Here is a 17059-nt window from a genome sequence, read left to right as displayed (position 1 = left end):
GGAAGTATGCGACAAAGTAAAACATTCATACCAACATTGAGGGAAGTACCTGCAGATGCAGAAGCAATCAGCCACCAGCTGCTTGTAAAAGGCGGATATATCCGCCAGACTGCTTCTGGCATCTACAGCTATTTGCCGCTCGGTACGAGAGTGCTGCGCAAAGTGGAAGCGATCATCCGTGAAGAGCTGGATCGCACGGGTGCGAGCGAAATGCTCATGCCGGCACTGCAGCCTGCTGAACTATGGAAGGAGACGGGGCGCTGGAAAGTATACGGCCCTGAATTGATGAGATTGCATGACCGGAATAACCGGGAATTCGCACTCGGACCTACGCATGAAGAGGTCACGACCAGTCTGGTGCGTGACGAGCTGAACAGCTATAAGAAATTACCGTTGACGGTTTATCAGATCCAGACCAAGTACCGAGATGAACAGCGTCCTCGCTTCGGTCTTTTGCGCGGCCGAGAATTCATCATGAAAGATGCGTATAGTTTCCATGCTGATTACGAGAGTCTGGATGAAGCTTACAAGACGATGTCCGATGCATATCATCGGATCTTTAAACGTGTTGGATTGAATTTCCGTGCTGTTGTAGCCGACTCAGGCGCAATGGGAGGAAAAGACACGCATGAATTCATGGCACTTGCTTCTGTCGGGGAAGATACGATTGCTTTCAGTGACGTGTCGGATTACGCGGCGAATATCGAGATGGCGGAAGTGCTTGATCACGGTCAAAAGACGGATGCTGAGCCGTTATCGCTGGAGAAGGTGGAAACACCGAATGTGAAGACCATGCAAGAAGTTGCGGATTTCCTTGGTCACAAAGTGGAAGAAGGACTGAAAGCAGTAGTGTTCAAAGTGGATGAACGCCTTGTGATGGTCATCGCGCGCGGCGATCACGAAATCAATGACATTAAAGTGAAGAATTTTTACCAAGCACAGCTTGTCGAACTGGCCGCCGAGGCTGAAGTGAAAGAGCTGCTTGGTGCAGGATTCGGCTCGCTTGGTCCGATCAATGTGCCGGAAGAAATGGATGTCATTGCCGATAATGCAGTCAAATACACGGCAAATGTCACATGTGGTGCCAACGAAGATGGCTTCCATTACAAAAATGTGAATCCCGGGCGTGATTTCCAAGTGAAACAATACGCAGATTTACGTTTCATCCAAGCAGGGGATAGTTCGCCTGATGGTCAGGGGACGATTCAGTTTGCTGAAGGCATCGAAATCGGTCAGGTATTCAAACTTGGTGAATTTTATGCAGATAAGATGCAGGCCAAGTTCCTTGATGAGCAAGGGAAAGCACAAAACCTGATCATGGGTTGTTATGGAATCGGTGTATCGCGTACACTTGCAGCAGCTGTAGAACAGCATAGCAAGGAAGGTGCGATTGTATGGCCGAAATCCATCAGTCCATTCCAGGTGCATCTGATCAGCTTGAATCCAAAGAAAGATGAGCAGCGCGAACTTGCCGATCGTCTATACGAAAGATTACTTGAAGCAGGCGTCGATGTGTTGTACGATGATAGAAAGGAACGTGCCGGTGTCAAATTCGCTGATAGCGATTTGATTGGCATTCCAGTCCGTGTCACAGTAGGAAAACGTGCTGCTGACGGAGAAGTGGAAGTGAAGTTCCGTGATACTGAACAAGAAGCGGTTTCCCATGAGAATGATCTCCTGGATCAATTAGCTGCTTATCTATAAAGATATCGAGCCCTTGTCAATCCTTTGACAGGGGCTTTCGTAAGACCGCAGTATCACTAGCGGGGGAGGAGAAGTCAATGAGTTTAAGCCAAAGTGAAAAAATGGACATGCTCCTTGAGCAGATCCAGCTGGATGAAGAAACCATCAATGCCCATTTCAAAGAAAGCCAGTTGGAGAAACTTGAAGTCGATCCAAAAGAAAAGTCCTGGCATTTTCATTTTCAACTGGCAAATCTGCTGCCGCCAAATGTATATAAGATTTTCACTGCAAAGCTGAGAGAAGCATTTGCACACATCGCTGCAGTCGACTGGTCGATCCGTTGCGTCAAGAATACGGTGGATGGTGAACATATCAAGGATTATTGGCAGGATTTTGTCTTGACATATCCGAAGCTGTCACCTGCTTATAAGGATTTAGTCCAGACACAACTGCCTATAGTTAACGGTAATAAGATTATGTTAACTGCGAGGAACGAAGCGGAAGCCAGCGCGTTGAAAAAACGGCTCGAACCTGCATTTCAGACATACTGCCAGAAAATCGGTGCAGGTCTATATATGCTCACTGTCACGGTGAAGGAACAGAATATGGAAGAATTGACGAAATTCCGCGAGCAAAAAGCTTTGGAAGACAGCTTATTGGTTCAAAAAGCCATCAAGGACTCCGAAGAACGAGCGAAGAAACAAGATGAAGCGCCTCAAGGTCCTGTCATGATCGGTTATGCCATAAATGATGAAATCACCCAGATGAAGGATATCCAAGAGGAAGAACGACGCATGGCTGTTCAGGGATATGTGTTCGATGTGGATATTCGTGAGCTGCGCTCCGGGCGCCATTTGCTTATTGCAAAAGTGACCGACTACACAGACAGCTTCCAAATCAAGATGTTCTCCAAAGGCAATGATGATGCCGGTAAATTCAAGCAGCTCAAAAAGGGCATGTGGATAAAAGCACGCGGAAGTATCCAGACTGATAACTTTACCAATGAACTGACGATGATGGCCAATGATATCAACGAAATCAGCATGACATTCCGTCAGGATAAAGCGAAAGAAGGGGAAAAGCGTGTCGAACTGCATACACACACGCTTATGAGTCAAATGGATGCTGTCACATCAGCCACCCGTTTGATCGAGACCGCAGCGAGGTTTGGACATGACAGCATCGCCATTACGGACCATGCCGTTGTGCAAAGTTACCCAGAGGCATTCGCGGCTGGTAAAAAGAACAATATCAAAGTCATTTATGGTCTGGAAGCCAATCTTGTCGATGACGGAGTACCAATTGCGTACAATAGCAAAGACATCGATCTGGAAAAAGCGACCTATATCGTATTCGACGTCGAGACGACCGGATTGTCAGCATCCTATGATAAAATCATCGAGCTTGCTGCTGTGAAGTTCCATGATGGTGAAATCGTCGACCGATTTGAGCGCTTTGCCAACCCGCATCAAAAGCTCAGTCAGACGATCATCGACCTTACCGGCATCACAGATGATATGCTTGTCGATGCGCCGGAAATCGAAGATGTACTCAACGATTTCAAAGCTTGGATGGGGGACGATGTATTGGTTGCCCATAATGCAAGTTTTGATATGGGCTTTTTGAATCAAGGCTTTAAGCGAATCGGGTTGGAGAAGGCGTCGAATGCTGTCATCGATACATTGGAGCTTGCCAGATTCCTATTTCCGCAGTTGAAGAATCACCGGCTGAATACGCTGTGTAAGTTCCTGGATATCGAACTCACGCAGCATCACCGCGCGATTTACGATACGGAAGCTACCAGCTATTTACTGTGGCGACTATTGAAAGAAGCATTCCAAAAAGAAATAATGAACCATGATCAGCTCAACGATTACATGGGGCAAGGAAATGCGTTCCAAAGGTCACGTCCGTACCACTGCACCATTTATGTCCAGAATGAAGTCGGCTTGAAGAATATGTATAAGCTTGTCAGCATGTCCCATGTTGATTACTTCTACCGTGTTCCCCGGATTCCGCGTTCCAAACTGGAACAGCACCGGGAAGGCTTGATCATCAGCTCCGGCTGTGATAAAGGTGAAGTATTTGAAGCGATGATGCAAAAATCCAAGGAAGATGCAGCGGAAGCAGCAGCTTTCTATGATGTCATCGAAGTGCAGCCTCCGTCCAATTACTATCATTTGATTGAGAAGGAGCTCGTTCAAAATGAAGCACATCTATTCGATATACTGCGTAACTTGGTAGAACTTGGAGAAGATTTGGACAAGCCGGTGGTTGCTACAGGCAACGTGCATTATATAGAAGAACATGAAAAGCAGTACCGCAATATTTTGATCAAAACGCAGAATGGTAATCCGCTGAGCAGACAGACGTTGCCGGATGTGCATTTCCGCACGACCAATGAGATGCTTGACTGCTTCGATTTCCTGCCTGCCGATAAGGCCAAGGAAATAGTCGTTGATAATACGCAGAAAGTATCTGCCATGATAGAAGATGTGAAACCGGTCAAAGAAGACCTATATACACCTAATATCGATGGTGCAGAGGACGAAATGCGTCAGATGAGCTATGACCGCGCCCGAAGCATTTATGGCGATGAACTGCCGGAGATCGTTGAAAAACGGATCGAAAAGGAACTGAAAAGTATCATTGGACATGGTTTCGCCGTTATTTACCTTATTTCGCACAAGCTGGTGAAAAAATCGCTGGAAGACGGTTACTTGGTTGGTTCGCGGGGCTCGGTAGGCTCTTCCTTGATCGCCACGCTCACCGATATCACCGAGGTGAATCCACTGCCGCCGCATTATGTGTGCCCAGGGTGTAAACACAACGAATTCTTCACGGATGGTTCCGTGGCAAGCGGCTATGATTTACCGGAAAAAGCATGTCCTTCATGCGGTGAAGCGATGAAACGGGATGGACAGGATATCCCGTTCGAGACATTCCTGGGATTCAAAGGGGATAAAGTACCCGATATCGATTTGAACTTCTCCGGTGCATATCAGCCGCAAGCCCACAACTACACGAAAGTGCTGTTCGGGGAGGATAAAGTATATCGTGCCGGAACGATCGGAACCGTTGCTGAAAAAACTGCTTACGGCTATGTAAAAGGTTATGCCAGTGATAATCAGCTGCATATCCGAAATGCGGAAGTGGATCGTCTTGTACAAGGGACGACCGGTGTGAAAAGGACGACCGGACAGCACCCAGGGGGTATAATTGTTGTACCGGATGACCAAGATATATATGACTTCACACCTATCCAGTTCCCAGCGGATGACCGCAATTCAGAATGGAAAACGACCCACTTCGACTTCCACTCGATTCATGATAATTTGCTGAAACTGGATATACTCGGACACGATGACCCGACCGTCATCCGCATGCTTCAGGATTTATCCGGTATCGATCCGAAGACGATCCCGACGAATGATCCGGAAGTGATGAAAATATTTTCCGGACCTGATGCATTGGGTGTGACAGCAGAACAAATCATGTGTAAAACGGGTACGCTTGGCGTGCCGGAATTCGGGACACGGTTTGTCCGACAGATGCTTGAGGATACGAATCCATCGACATTTGCCGAGCTTGTCCAGATTTCCGGTCTGTCCCACGGGACGGATGTATGGCTTGGCAATGCCCAGGAATTGATCAATAGCGGCATTTGCACACTGCCGGAAGTAATCGGCTGCCGTGATGATATCATGGTTTACCTGATGCACAGGGGTCTTGATTCATCACTTGCGTTCAAGATCATGGAGTCCGTCCGTAAAGGGAAAGGGCTCCAGGATGAATGGATAGAGGATATGAAGAAGAACAATGTACCGGACTGGTATATCGACTCCTGTCTGAAGATCAAGTACATGTTCCCTAAAGCCCACGCAGCTGCGTATGTTCTCATGGCTGTGCGGATTGCTTACTTCAAAGTGCATCATCCGATTTTATTCTATGCAGCATACTTCAGTGTGCGCGCAAGTGATTTTGAGCTTGATACGATGATCAAAGGACCCGATGCAATTCGGGAGCGTATCAATGAAATCAACCAAAAGGGGCATGATGCTTCCCCAAAAGAGAAGAACCTTGTGACCGTGCTGGAACTTTCGCTTGAGATGTGTGAGCGAGGCTTCCATTTCCAGCGTGTGGATTTGTACAAATCCAGTGCGACGGACTTTCTTGTCGATGGTGACAGCTTAATCCCGCCGTTCAATGCAATTGACGGACTGGGTACCAATGCTGCACTCAATATCGTGAAAGTGCGGGAAGATGGAGAATTCCTCTCAAAAGAGGACTTGCGTGAACGAAGCAGGATCAGTAAAACGGTATTGGAGTATATGGATCAGCATGGCTGTCTGGAAGGAATGGCAGACCAGAACCAGCTTTCGCTATTCTAACAGGATTCTTGCCTAAACAAGAAACTTGTGGTATATTATCCAGTAGCGGTATTGATACGAACCAGATCAAGAGTGGGATTACCCACTCTTTTTCATACCCATGGTTTTGTATCTTGTTTGTAAGGGGAGCGCCTCTTCGTTGTTTTGTAGCAAAAAGCACATGATAAACATTGTTCCCTTGCTTCCATTTCGGGCAAGGGTTTTCTATTGAGAGAGGCACAACCCACCCGAATTTAAAGTATCTCTCGCCTGGAAGCGTGCAGTAAAGGAGGAAGCATTTTGGCAGCCAATATAACGGAAGTTACAGAAAGCCATCTACAACCAATCATGGAAGAGCTGCAGCTGGAACTGGTCGATGTGGAATTCGTCAAGGAAGGCAAGAACTGGTTCCTGCGCGTTTATGTAGACAAAGCGGAAGGCATCGATATCGAAGAATGCGCCGTCGTTTCAGAGAAATTGAGTGCAATTCTGGATGAAGATGATCCGGTTGATTTCCCTTATTTCCTGGAAGTTTCGTCACCGGGAGCGGAAAGACCATTGAAAACGAAAAAAGCAATTACAAACAGTATCGGTAAGACAGTCAATGTCAGATTGTACGAGCCGATCGATAATGAAAAAGAGTACCAAGGTACATTGATGGCGTTCGAAGACGATGTGATGACATTGGAAGTCATGGTCAAAGCGAGGAAGAAGGAAGTATCCCTTCCATATGAGAAAATCGCGAAGGCACGTCTGGCTGTAACGTTTAACTAAAGGGGGATATACGAGTGAGCAGCGAGCTTTTTGATGCCATTACTTATTTGGAGAAAGAGAAAGGGATTAATAAGGATGTCCTGATCGAAGCGCTGGAAGCAGCCTTGATCTCCGCTTATAAAAAGAACTTCAAATCCGCGACGAATGTACGTGTCGATTTGAATGAAACAACTGGGTCCATGAAAGTATTCGCCCGCAAAGATGTTGTCGAGGAAGTCGAGGACAGCCAGCAGCAAATGACGCTTGATGAAGCTCGTGCCGTTTCTGGTACGTATGATATCGGCGATGTCGTTGAAATCGAAGTAACGCCGAAGGACTTCGGCCGTATTGCAGCACAGGCTGCGAAACAAGTTGTCACACAGCGTGTGCGGGAAGCAGAGCGCGGTGTCATTTTCAGCGAGTATGCTGATCGGGAAGAAGATGTCATGACTGGTATCGTTTCCCGCAACGACCCAAGATTCATTTATGTAGATCTTGGCAAGATCGAAGCGAAGCTGCCGGAAAGCGAACAGATGTCTACCGAGAAATACGAAATCCACGACCGCTTGAAGGTATACGTGACGAAGGTAGAGAACACGAACAAAGGACCAAGCATCTTTGTTTCCCGGACTCATCCAGGTCTTTTGAAGCGATTATTTGAAATGGAAGTCCCTGAAATTTATGATGGTACTGTAGAGATTCGTTCCGTTGCACGGGAAGCTGGAGATCGTTCGAAGATTTCCGTTTATGCATCCCAAGCAGAAGTCGACCCGGTTGGATCCTGCGTAGGGCAGCGCGGTCAGCGTGTCCAAGCAATCGTGAACGAATTGAAAGGTGAAAAAATCGATATCGTTGAATGGTCTGAGGATCCGGTCGAATATGTATCGAATGCGCTCAGCCCTTCCAAAGTCATCTCCGTATTGGTTGACGAGGAAGAAAAAGCGACAACGGTCATCGTACCTGATTACCAGCTTAGCCTTGCCATTGGTAAACGCGGTCAGAACGCGCGTCTTGCTGCGAAATTGACTGGCTGGAAAATCGATATCAAATCCGAGACGGAAGCGCTTGAGCTTGGCATTTTGACGAAACAGGATGCTGAAGCTACAGACTACGACGACGATTTCGACGACGAAGACACATATTGATAAGGGGCGCTGTATATGAAACAAAAGAAGGTTCCGCTTCGAAAATGTGTGGTTTCCAATGAAATGAAGCCAAAACAAGAATTGATCCGGGTCGTCCGCAATAAAGAAGGCGAAGTTTTTGTGGATGAGACCGGCAAGAAGAACGGCCGTGGTGCGTATATCTCCAAGGATACAGCTATCATTGAGAAAGCGAAGAAACAAGCTACGCTGGCGCGCCACTTGAGTACACAGATCGATGATTCTATTTATGAAGAACTTGAGCGTTTAGCGAAAGGTCAGCAATCATGAGTAAAAATTATTTGAATTTGTTAGGGCTTGCTGTACGTGCCGGACAATGCACCTTCGGGGAAGAAGCGATTGTCCGGGATGTACAGCGGCAAAAAGCAAAGCTGGTTATAGCTGCCAGTGATATCGGTCCCCAAACCTTGAAGAAACTTCGCAACAAGACCGATTTCTACAACATCGCCTTTCTACAGGTAGAGGAGGACCGGGAGCAATTATCACAAGCGATTGGTAAATCCGGCAGAGTCGCAATTGCCATTTTGGACAAAGGCTTTGCAGACAAATTGAAATCTTTGCTCACTGAATCCACTCGGAGGTGAACGTATGTCAAAGATTCGTGTTTATGAATACGCAAAAGAGAAAAATGTTTCCAGTAAGGAAATCATCAATAAATTGAAAGATATGAATATCGAAGTATCCAATCATATGTCCATGATCAATGATTCGGCAAAGGACAGATTGGACAAAAGCTTCACAGGAAAAAGCGCGAGCAGCGAGAAAGTAGCGATTAAAACGGGGAACTCAACAAACACATCCAACTCAAGCAACAACAACAACAACAGCCAAAGCAACAAGCCGAAAAGCAAAACTGGCGGCAATCAGAACCAAAACCGCAACGCACAGCGCGGCGGCAATAGAAAGCCAGGCAAAGGCGGACAGAACAATAACAGACGCGGCGGCCGGAATAATAACCGGAACAAAGCTCCGCAGCAAAAACGTCCGGAAATGCCGACTCCAGATAAAATTACCTTCAAGGAATCTTTGACTGTCAGTGAATTGGCGGCGAAGCTTCACAGGGAGTCCACTGAACTCATCAAGAAACTCTTCCTTCAAGGTGTCATGGCTACAAAAAACCAGGAATTGGACAAAGATGCAATCGAACTGATTTGTGCAGAATATGATGTCGAAGTGGAAGAAGAAGTAGATGTAGATGTAACGGATCTGGACAACTACAAGATCGAAGATAAATCCGAAGACCTGCAGGAACGCCCTGCCGTTGTTACAATCATGGGACACGTTGACCATGGTAAAACAACATTGCTTGATTCAATCCGCGACACAAAGGTCACTGAAGGCGAAGCAGGCGGAATCACGCAGCATATCGGTGCTTATCAAGTGGAAGAAAACGGCAAGAAAATCACATTCCTTGATACACCTGGTCACGCAGCCTTCACAAGCATGCGTTCCCGTGGTGCACAGGTGACGGATATCGCTATCCTTGTTGTAGCAGCAGATGATGGTGTCATGCCGCAAACAATCGAAGCGATCAACCATGCGAAAGCTGCCGAAGTGCCGATCATCGTAGCTGTGAACAAAATCGACTTGGAAGGTGCCAATCCTGATCGTGTGATGCAGGAACTTACCGAGCACAGCTTGATTCCTGAGGATTGGGGCGGCGATACGATTTTCGTTCAGTTGTCTGCGAAAAAACGTGAAGGTATCGACGATTTGCTTGAAATGATCCTGCTTGTAACAGAAGTGGAAGAATTGAAAGCGAACCCGAACCGTTCAGCTGAAGGTACCGTAATCGAAGCACAGTTGGATAAAGGCCGCGGTCCTGTAGCAACTTTGCTTGTGCAAAATGGTACGCTTAATGTCGGTGACAGCATCGTTGTCGGTAATGCATACGGTCGTGTACGTGCGATGGTCAATGATTTGGGTCGTCGTGTAAAAATAGCTCCTCCTTCCACTCCAGTGGAAATCACTGGCTTGAACGTGGTACCGAATGCAGGTGATCAGTTCATGGTATTCGAAGATGAGAAAAAAGCTCGTCAAGTAGGGGAAGCAAGACAGCAGAAGCAAGTCGAAGAAAACCGTTCCACTGGAGCGCGTGTCAGCCTTGATGATCTGTTTAACCAGATCAAGCAAGGGGAAGTGAAAGATATCAACTTGATCGTGAAAGCGGATGTTCATGGTTCCGTTGAAGCGATGGCAGCATCTTTGGAGAAGATCGAAGTTGAAGGCGTGAAAGTACGTATCATCCACACTGGTGTAGGTGCTATCACAGAATCCGATGTCATCCTGGCATCTGCTTCAAACGCGATCATCATCGGATTCAACGTCCGTCCGGACACGAATGCGAAAAAAGCAGCCGAATCCGAGAATGTAGACATCCGACAGCATCGCATCATTTACAAAGTGATCGAAGAAATCGAATCCGCGATGAAAGGCATGCTTGATCCTGAGTACGAAGAGAAAGTCATCGGACAAGCGGAAGTCCGTCAAATCATCAAGGTATCCCGTATCGGTACGATTGCCGGAAGTTATGTGACAGAAGGCAAGATCACACGCGATGCCAGCATCCGTGTCATCCGTGACGGTATCGTGATTGTCGAGGACGAAATCGATTCCTTGAAACGATTCAAGGATGATGTTCGTGAAGTTGCCACAAACTATGAGTGTGGAATTACGCTGAAGAACTTCCACGATCTCAAAGAGGGCGACACATTCGAAGCATATGTCATGGAAGAAATCGAAAGAAAATGATTCTGTCTGCCGTTGTAGAATGTATCATCTATGACGCGCATTCCCTCAAGGATAAGCGTTCGGTCGTCAAACGGATCACCACACGGATCGGCGGGTCTTATAATATCAGTATCAGTGAAGCTGACTACCATGATTTGTGGCAGCGGACTTGCTTTGAACTGGTGACGACATCCCCTGACCGTGTCCGGGCTGAACGGGTGATGGATCAAGCGCTTGCCTTGATTGATTCTTTTCCGGAGATCGAGAGAACGGTCACTGAGAAACAGTGGCTATAGATTCCTCCGAATGACGATGAGGTGACAATATGAGTGAATTAAGAGCAAATCGTGTTGCAGAGCAAATGAAAAAAGAGCTCGGCGATATCATTTCAAGAAAAATCAAAGACCCGCGAATCGGCTTTGTGACAGTGACGGATGTGGAAGTGACTGGAGACCTGCAGCAGGCGAAAGTTTATATTTCTGTCCTTGGCGAAGACAAACAGAAGCATAATACGCTTCTTGGTTTGGCAAAAGCAAAAGGATTCATCCGTTCTGAGATCGGCAAACGCATCCGTTTGCGCAAAACACCAGAGCTGGCATTTGAATTCGATGAAGCGGTTGAACAAGGCAATCGAATTGAGCATCTTCTGAAGGAACTCAATGATTCCGAAAGATAAGAAATGACGGAGAATCCCTTCGCCCTTCATGGGAAGAAGGGATTCTTTTTTACATAGAACAAAGGGGTGCTGGCATTGAATGGGATTCTAGCATTATGGAAACCAAAAGGGATGACATCCCATGATTGTGTGTTCAAAGCACGCAAGATCCTGCAAACGAAGAAAATCGGACACACCGGTACGCTTGACCCGGATGTAGAAGGTGTACTGCCACTTTGCATCGGACAAGCAACGAAAATTGTTCCGTATTTGACGGATACATCCAAAACCTACGTGGCTGAGATCACACTCGGAACGGCAACCGAGACAGAAGACAAAAGCGGTGATGTAATCGAAGAGAAACAAGTGACAGAAGCCATTTCTCTGCAATCCATCGAAAAAGTCCTGCAAGCTTTCACAGGGGAAATCGAACAAATACCGCCGATGTATTCCGCTGTTAAAGTAAATGGCCGTAAACTGTACGAATATGCCCGTAAAGGAGAGCAGGTGGAGCGTCCAGTACGCTTTGTGACGATTCATGACATCATTCTGGACAAGGATTCCGTAAACGAATACGGCAGTGTATTCCGCTTTACGGTCAGTTGTTCAAAAGGGACCTATATTCGCACGTTATGTGTTGATATCGGTAAGGCACTCGGCTATCCGGCCCATATGAGCGATTTGGAGCGGATTCAAGCCGGAGCATTTCGCACGCAGGATACGGTTACTTTTGCTAAAATGGAAGAGGCAATGAAAGACGGCAGCATGGAACGATTGCTGCAGCCGATCACAAAAGCAATCGAGTTCATGCCGCTGATTGAGGCAAATGAAGAAATCGAACTAAAAGTGAGATACGGTCAACGTCTCAAGCGACCAGCAGAAGCAGATCTTTATCGCGTGCAAAAGGGAGAGCAGCTGCTCGGTATTTATGAGACGCACCCATCTTATCCACAATTGTTGAAACCAAAACGAGTATTCGTATCAGGGAAAGCAGGGGGCACAGATGCAAACGATTAAACTACATTATTCAGAAGCGATGAAACTGGATGACATGCCTGCTGTAAGTGCAGCGATCGGCTTTTTCGACGGCATCCACCTGGGACATCAGGCTGTCATCAAGCGGGCCATTGATGCAGCGCAGGAAAAACAGCTCAAAAGTGCGGTGATAACTTTTCATCCGCATCCGTCGGTTGTGCTGGGAAAAGCCGATACAAGAGAAGATTATTTGACTCCGCTTCATGAAAAGGAAGCAATACTTGAGAATATGGGAATCGATTATCTTTATCTGATCGATTTCACGAAAGAACTTGCAAGTCTCACTCCGGGGAATTTCATCGAACGCTTCATCGATGGCCTGGCCGTTCGCCATCTTGTATCTGGTTTTGATTTCACGTACGGAAAGAAAGGTTCCGGAAACGCAGATACACTGAAGGAAGCTGCCGATCAGCACGCATTTTCATATGAAGCAGTAGCGAAAGTGGAAAATGCGCAAGAGAAAATCAGTTCCACGAAAATCAGGCAGCTTGTGGCAAGCGGAGATATGGAGGAAGCTGTCGAACTGCTGGGCCATCCGCTGACGTTGACAGGAGAAGTCATCACCGGTGATCAGCGAGGACGAACAATCGGCTACCCGACTGCTAATATCAAAATCGGGGAGAATTACTTCCTGCCTAAAGTAGGGGTCTATGCAGTGGAGATATCGGTGAAGGACAAAACGTATGCCGGCATGGCGAACCTAGGTTTCAAGCCGACCTTCCAGCAAGATGCAGTCGTACCGAACTTGGAGGTGCATATCCTCGATTTCGATGAACAGATTTACGGAGAGGATGTTACCGTATCTTGGCGCAAATTCATCCGGGAAGAGGTCAAATTCAACGGAATCGAAGCACTTGTTGCGCAGCTGGATCGCGATAAGCACCAAATCAGCGCGTATTTCGCCTAAATATTATCTAATGGACTTGCAATTTGTCTGTAAAAGGTGTAATCTGGACTATGGAAAACCTTCGCTTGGCAATTTGCTGCTCCGGCGATTGCTCGGGGAATGGGGTTACTAAAAGACTTTCAGGAGGAATTACAAATGGCAATTTCTAAAGAACGCAAGAATCAACTAATCGCAGAATACAAAACACACGATACTGACACTGGTTCACCAGAAGTACAGATCGCTGTTTTGACGGAGGAAATCACGACACTTAACGATCACCTTCGTACACACAAAAAAGATCACCATTCACGTCGTGGCCTATTGAAAATGGTTGGCCGTCGCCGTCACTTGTTGAACTATCTTCGCGATAAAGACGTAACTCGTTATCGTGACCTTATTCAAAAACTTGGCCTACGCCGATAATATTGACCGAGAAGCGGGAATTATTCCCGCTTTTTCTATAGGAGAAAACCTATTTTACATAGTGTGATAACCGATGCCGAAACTTGTGCATAATACAGGCAAGGCATGCAAGATAAATGAGAGGGGCTTTATTCATGGCAGATCAAAAACAAGTGTTCTCCACTGAAATTTCCGGACAGACTTTCACTGTCGAAATTGGAGAACTTGCCAAGCAAGCGAACGGCGCTTGTCTCATCCAGTACGGCGATACTTCCGTACTTTCCACTGTCACAGGTTCGAAGGAACCGAAGGACTTACCGTTCTTCCCTTTGACAGTGAATTATGAAGAAAGATTATATGCAGTAGGTAAAATACCGGGTGGTTTCATCAAACGCGAAGGACGTCCAAGTGAGAAAGCAGTACTCGCTTCCCGTCTTATCGACCGTCCGATTCGTCCTTTATTCCCAGATGGATTCCGTAACGACGTACAAGTGATCAGCATGGTCATGAGTGTGGATCAGGATTATTCTTCCGAAATCGCGGCAATGATCGGTTCATCCATCGCAATCAGCATCTCGGATATCCCTTTCCATGGTCCGATCGCGGGAGTCGTCGTCGGCCGTGTCGATGGTGAATTCGTCATCAACCCGACGAAAGAACAACAAGAGAAAAGTGACATCGATTTGTCCGTAGCCGGAACAAAGGATGCAATCAACATGGTGGAAGCAGGCGCACAAGAAGTGCCAGAGGATATCATGCTGGAAGCAATCATGTTCGGTCATGAAGAAATCAAACGTCTCGTTGCTTTCCAAGAAGAAATCGTTGCTGCTGTCGGTAAGGAAAAGATGGAAGTGCAGCTATTCGATTTGGACAAGGAATTGACGGAGGATGTCAAAAACCGTTGCTACGATCAGCTGAAAGCAGCAATCGAAGTGCATGAGAAAAAAGCACGCGAAGCGGCTATCAGTGAAGTCAAGAACGAGATGGTAGCGTTCTTCGAAGACCAGGAAGCAGACGAAAGCACGATCAAGCAAGTGAAGGGTATCCTTGATAAGCTTGTGAAAGAAGAAGTCCGCCGTGCCATCACGAAGGACAAGATCCGTCCTGATGGACGCGGAGTGGATGAAATCCGTCCATTGTCTTCCCGTATCGGTGTACTTCCGCGTACACACGGCTCTGCATTGTTCACACGCGGCCAGACGCAGGCACTTAGTGTTTGTACATTGGGTGCACTTGGCGATGTGCAGATTCTTGATGGTCTTGATACAGAAGAAACGAAGCGTTTCATGCATCACTACAACTTCCCGCATTTCAGTGTCGGGGAAACTGGACCGATCAGAGGCCCAGGCCGCCGCGAAATCGGTCACGGTGCACTTGGGGAACGTGCTTTGGAGAAAGTCATCCCTGATGAGAAGGATTTCCCATATACAATTCGTCTTGTGTCCGAAATCCTTGAATCGAACGGATCTACTTCCCAAGCGAGTATCTGTGCGAGCACAATGGCTATGATGGCCGCGGGTGTTCCGATCAAAGCACCGGTTGCCGGAATCGCAATGGGCCTTGTAGCATCTGGTGACGATTATACGATCCTTACTGATATCCAAGGTATGGAAGATGCACTTGGCGATATGGACTTCAAAGTTGCCGGTACCGAAAAAGGTGTAACAGCATTGCAAATGGATATCAAGATCGAAGGCTTAAGCCGTGAGATCCTGGAAGAGGCACTTACACAGGCGCGCAAAGGCCGCTTGGAAATCCTTGGACACATGATGTCAACAATCAGCGAACCGAAACAAGAGCTTTCCGCTTATGCTCCTAAGATCCTGACGATGACAATCAATCCGGATAAAATCCGCGATGTCATCGGGCCGAGCGGTAAACAAATCAACAAGATCATCGAAGAAACCGGCGTCAAAATCGATATCGAACAAGATGGTACTGTGTTCATTTCTTCCACTGAATCAGATAAGAATGAACAAGCGAAACAGATTATCTCAGACATCGTACGCGAAGTGCAAGTTGGCGAAGTTTACGATGGTACTGTGAAGCGTATCGAGAAATTCGGTGCGTTCGTTGAATTGTTCAAAGGGAAAGATGGCTTGGTGCATATTTCCGAACTTGCTGAAGAACGTGTAGGTAAAGTGGAAGATGTGGTCAAGATCGGCGATAAACTGAAAGTAAAAGTCAAAGAGATCGATCGTCAAGGACGAGTGAATCTTTCACACAAACAGCTCCTGATCGAAGCCAAGAAAGAAAAAGAAGAGCAGGAATCTGCTGAATAATAAGCAAAAAAAAGAAACTGGTCAGCCAGTTTCTTTTTTTTAACAGATAATCATGCGGTGCATGTTCTTCCTTGTCCCACTCCCTCATAAGCTAGAGTGGAGGAGGGATGGGAATGCATCGGATCATCATTCACTTGGTCGTATTCGTCACACTGATATTTCTGCTGATCGACAGCGACCATATACCGTTTCGTGCCTCGTCTGCCGACCATCACCCAGTTTTTTCTGATATAGCGGTACGAGCAGACGAAGAAGAACTGCGGCAGGAAATAGAAGCAGTACGTAAGGAAGTCGAGCAGCCGGCAGAAAATGCGCGCATCGATAAGATATGGAAGAAGATTCCTGGTAAAGCTGGCATCAAGGTAAATGTAGAGGCGTCTTTGGAGAAAATGAAGAAAGTTGGGACGTTCGACCGCGAGCTGCTGGTAGTCGAAGAAGTGGAGCCGGAAATTACACTTGATGAACTGCAGCCGTCTCCAATATACCGTGCAAGGGAAGACCAGGAGCAAATCGCGCTTTTGATCAATGTCTCATGGGGCGAAGAGCATATACCGGCAATCCTGCAAACATTGAAGGATGCAAACGTAAAAGCTAATTTCTTCATCGAAGGAAAATGGGCAAAAGAAAATAATCAGCTTGTCGAAATGATCAAAGAAGAAGGACATGTGATTGGTAACCATGCTTATAACCATCCCGATATGAAACGGATGAATAAGGTGGATTCGGCTGAACAGATCAGCCAGACGAACGAAATCATTCATGCCATAACGGGCGATAAACCAATTTATTTTGCTCCGCCAAGCGGAAGCTTCAATGATGGTGTGATCCAGGCTGCCAGTGACCAAGGAATGGAGACCATCCTCTGGTCTGTCGATACCATTGATTGGCAAAAGCCGACAGTTCCTGTTATGATGAAACGCGTGACCGAAAAACTGCATCCCGGGGCATTCATCCTGATGCACCCCACTCCTGTAGTGGAGGCGGGACTGGAAGAAATGCTGAAAGCGATAGAAGACAAAGGGTACAGTGTGTCGACTTTGGATACGATATTGAATGAAGGAAGATAATGGTTGAAATTATAGGTACTGTTGACTGGG

Annotated in this window: 14 protein-coding genes; all 14 read left to right on the top strand. The window is 46.8% G+C overall.

Annotation, left to right across the window (positions count from 1 at the left end):
- Window positions 1-6 precede the first annotated feature (6 nt).
- The 14 genes from SFC66_RS09750 to SFC66_RS09685 all read left to right on the top strand — a co-directional run bounded on the left by SFC66_RS09750 (window position 7) and on the right by SFC66_RS09685 (window position 17029).
- The gene (locus SFC66_RS09750; RefSeq protein WP_411218492.1) at window positions 7-1704 is read left to right on the top strand and encodes a proline--tRNA ligase; all 1698 of its coding nucleotides are present in this window, start codon (window positions 7-9) and stop codon (window positions 1702-1704) included.
- Between the two features lie 77 nt (window positions 1705-1781).
- Complete coding sequence (locus SFC66_RS09745) at window positions 1782-6074, top strand: PolC-type DNA polymerase III (protein ID WP_411218491.1); 4293 nt, start codon at window positions 1782-1784, stop codon at window positions 6072-6074.
- A 279-nt stretch (window positions 6075-6353) separates the two neighbouring features.
- Window positions 6354-6827 (top strand): ribosome maturation factor RimP, encoded by a 474-nt coding sequence (rimP, locus tag SFC66_RS09740; protein WP_411218490.1) that lies wholly within the window; start codon window positions 6354-6356, stop codon window positions 6825-6827.
- Between the two features lie 14 nt (window positions 6828-6841).
- On the top strand, window positions 6842-7951 hold the full coding sequence (gene nusA / locus SFC66_RS09735) for a transcription termination factor NusA (RefSeq protein WP_411218489.1): 1110 nt from the start codon (window positions 6842-6844) through the stop codon (window positions 7949-7951).
- 15 nt (window positions 7952-7966) lie between these two features.
- The gene (gene rnpM / locus SFC66_RS09730; RefSeq protein ID WP_411218488.1) at window positions 7967-8239 is read left to right on the top strand and encodes an RNase P modulator RnpM; all 273 of its coding nucleotides are present in this window, start codon (window positions 7967-7969) and stop codon (window positions 8237-8239) included.
- On the top strand, window positions 8236-8553 hold the full coding sequence (locus SFC66_RS09725; protein ID WP_411218487.1) for a L7Ae/L30e/S12e/Gadd45 family ribosomal protein: 318 nt from the start codon (window positions 8236-8238) through the stop codon (window positions 8551-8553). Before rnpM ends, SFC66_RS09725 begins: the two co-directional genes overlap by 4 nt.
- Before the next feature lie 4 nt (window positions 8554-8557).
- The gene (gene infB / locus SFC66_RS09720; protein WP_411218486.1) at window positions 8558-10720 is read left to right on the top strand and encodes a translation initiation factor IF-2; all 2163 of its coding nucleotides are present in this window, start codon (window positions 8558-8560) and stop codon (window positions 10718-10720) included.
- On the top strand, window positions 10717-10995 hold the full coding sequence (locus tag SFC66_RS09715) for a DUF503 domain-containing protein (RefSeq protein ID WP_411218485.1): 279 nt from the start codon (window positions 10717-10719) through the stop codon (window positions 10993-10995). The genes infB and SFC66_RS09715 overlap by 4 nt, the downstream gene beginning before the upstream one ends.
- Window positions 10996-11024: 29 nt before the next feature.
- Complete coding sequence (rbfA, locus tag SFC66_RS09710; protein WP_411218484.1) at window positions 11025-11375, top strand: 30S ribosome-binding factor RbfA; 351 nt, start codon at window positions 11025-11027, stop codon at window positions 11373-11375.
- Window positions 11376-11450: 75 nt separating this feature from the next.
- On the top strand, window positions 11451-12371 hold the full coding sequence (truB, locus tag SFC66_RS09705; protein ID WP_411218483.1) for a tRNA pseudouridine(55) synthase TruB: 921 nt from the start codon (window positions 11451-11453) through the stop codon (window positions 12369-12371).
- Window positions 12358-13296 (top strand): bifunctional riboflavin kinase/FAD synthetase, encoded by a 939-nt coding sequence (locus tag SFC66_RS09700; RefSeq protein WP_411218482.1) that lies wholly within the window; start codon window positions 12358-12360, stop codon window positions 13294-13296. Before truB ends, SFC66_RS09700 begins: the two co-directional genes overlap by 14 nt.
- Before the next feature lie 135 nt (window positions 13297-13431).
- Window positions 13432-13701, top strand: a complete 270-nt coding sequence (gene rpsO / locus SFC66_RS09695; protein ID WP_411218481.1) for a 30S ribosomal protein S15 — start codon at window positions 13432-13434, stop codon at window positions 13699-13701.
- A 134-nt stretch (window positions 13702-13835) separates the two neighbouring features.
- Complete coding sequence (locus SFC66_RS09690; protein WP_411218480.1) at window positions 13836-15962, top strand: polyribonucleotide nucleotidyltransferase; 2127 nt, start codon at window positions 13836-13838, stop codon at window positions 15960-15962.
- 113 nt (window positions 15963-16075) lie between these two features.
- The gene (locus SFC66_RS09685; RefSeq protein ID WP_411218479.1) at window positions 16076-17029 is read left to right on the top strand and encodes a polysaccharide deacetylase family protein; all 954 of its coding nucleotides are present in this window, start codon (window positions 16076-16078) and stop codon (window positions 17027-17029) included.
- Window positions 17030-17059: the final 30 nt, after the last annotated feature.

The sequence above is a fragment of the Terribacillus saccharophilus genome, assembly GCF_046592895.1.
GTDB lineage: Bacteria > Bacillota > Bacilli > Bacillales > Amphibacillaceae > Terribacillus > Terribacillus saccharophilus_D.
The sequence above is the reverse complement of the archived record's forward strand: the minus strand, read 5'-3'. Positions and strand labels throughout refer to the sequence as shown.

Bases quoted from the DNA above. Each gene is read 5' to 3' on its own strand.
- SFC66_RS09745 (WP_411218491.1), top strand. From the start codon at position 1,782: ATGAGTTTAAGCCAAAGTGAAAAAATGGACATGCTCCTTGAGCAGATC.
- SFC66_RS09685 (WP_411218479.1), top strand. From the start codon at position 16,076: ATGCATCGGATCATCATTCACTTGGTCGTATTCGTCACACTGATATTT.
- SFC66_RS09725 (WP_411218487.1), top strand. From the start codon at position 8,236: ATGAGTAAAAATTATTTGAATTTGTTAGGGCTTGCTGTACGTGCCGGA.
- SFC66_RS09690 (WP_411218480.1), top strand. From the start codon at position 13,836: ATGGCAGATCAAAAACAAGTGTTCTCCACTGAAATTTCCGGACAGACT.
- infB (WP_411218486.1), top strand. From the start codon at position 8,558: ATGTCAAAGATTCGTGTTTATGAATACGCAAAAGAGAAAAATGTTTCC.
- SFC66_RS09750 (WP_411218492.1), top strand. From the start codon at position 7: ATGCGACAAAGTAAAACATTCATACCAACATTGAGGGAAGTACCTGCA.
- rnpM (WP_411218488.1), top strand. From the start codon at position 7,967: ATGAAACAAAAGAAGGTTCCGCTTCGAAAATGTGTGGTTTCCAATGAA.
- rpsO (WP_411218481.1), top strand. From the start codon at position 13,432: ATGGCAATTTCTAAAGAACGCAAGAATCAACTAATCGCAGAATACAAA.
- SFC66_RS09715 (WP_411218485.1), top strand. From the start codon at position 10,717: ATGATTCTGTCTGCCGTTGTAGAATGTATCATCTATGACGCGCATTCC.
- rbfA (WP_411218484.1), top strand. From the start codon at position 11,025: ATGAGTGAATTAAGAGCAAATCGTGTTGCAGAGCAAATGAAAAAAGAG.
- SFC66_RS09700 (WP_411218482.1), top strand. From the start codon at position 12,358: ATGCAAACGATTAAACTACATTATTCAGAAGCGATGAAACTGGATGAC.